Source organism: Flavonifractor plautii ATCC 29863 (assembly GCF_000239295.1).
Lineage (GTDB): Bacteria > Bacillota > Clostridia > Oscillospirales > Oscillospiraceae > Flavonifractor > Flavonifractor plautii.
Window position 1 is genome coordinate 5,648 of the sequence record NZ_JH417844.1, and the last position, 1,366, is coordinate 7,013.

General features: G+C 62.8%; 1 protein-coding gene. It reads left to right on the forward strand.

Annotated features, from left to right (window positions below):
* Positions 1–21 precede the first annotated feature (21 nt).
* Positions 22–1,366 (forward strand): recombinase family protein (locus HMPREF0372_RS16830; RefSeq protein WP_230979321.1); only part of this gene is annotated, 1,345 nt, incomplete at its 3' end.

A 1,366-nucleotide genomic window follows, 5' to 3' on the forward strand; every position in this document is an offset into this window, starting at 1 on the left:
CTTGGAAGGAGGAAATTACACATGAACGATACCGCGCCCAACGTCATCGTCATTCCGGCCAAAGTGGAAACTCCCCAGGAACAGGAGAAGAGGCGCCACCTGCGGGTGGCGGCCTACTGCCGGGTGTCCACGGACAGCGAGGAGCAGCTCTCCAGCTATGAAAACCAGCTGACCTACTACACCGAGAAGATCATGAAGGAACCGGGCTGGACCATGGCCGGGGTATTCGCAGACGAGGGTATCACCGGCACCTCCACCTGCAAGCGGAAGGAGTTCCTGCGGATGATTCGCCAGTGCAGGCAGGGGAAGATTGACATGATCCTGGCCAAATCTGTCTCCCGCTTCGCCCGCAACACCGTGGACACCCTCAACTTCACCCGGGAACTGCGGGGCCTGGGCATCCCAGTCATCTTCGAGGAACAGAACATCAACTCCATCTACCCGGAGAGCGAGTTCCTGATCACCCTGCACGGGGCCTTCGCCCAGGCCGAGAGCGAGAGCACCAGCAGCCGGGTGCGCTGGGGCAAGCGCCAGGCCATGAAATCTGGCCATGTCACCATGCAGTACAAGCAGCTCCTGGGCTATGAGAAGGGCCCGGACGGCAAGCCCAGGATTGTTCCGGAGCAGGCGGAGGTGGTCCGCTTCATCTACGACCGCTACCTGGCCGGGGACAGCATCCGGGAGATCAAGGCGGCCCTGGAAGGCCGGGAAATCCCCACGGTCTCCGGAAAAACAAAGTGGATGGCATCCCATATTCGGAGCATCCTGGCCAACGAGAAATACTGTGGGGACGTCCTGCTCCAGAAGACCTTTATCCAGGACTGCATCAGCAAGAAGGTCATTCCAAACACCGGCCAGCTCCCCAAATACCTGATTCAAAACCACCATGAGGGCATCGTCAGCCGGGAGACCTTCGACGCCGTCCAGCTGGAGATGGCCAGGCGGAACGCCAAGGCGGGCGCCACGCGAAAGAGCACCCCCACCGGCCGGGGCAAGTACAGCGGCAAGCATGTCCTCAGCAAACTGCTGTTCTGCGGGGAGTGCGGGACGGCCTACCGGCGGTGCGTGTGGACCCAGCGCGGAATCAAGCGCCCCGTGTGGCGGTGTGTCAGCCGCCTGGACTATGGGAAGAAGTTCTGCACCCAGTCTCCCACCCTCGACGAGGAACCGCTCCAGCAGGCCATCCTGGCCGCTGTCAACGCCGTCATGCTGGACCGGGACACCCTGGCCCGGCAGCTCGCCGCCGCCATGGAGTGGGAGCTGGCCCCGGTTCTGGGGGAGCGCATGAGCCTGGCGGACATCGACCGTGCCCTGGAGGAACTGAGCGGCCGTTTCAACAGCCTGCTGGCCGAGGCGTCAGCCAACC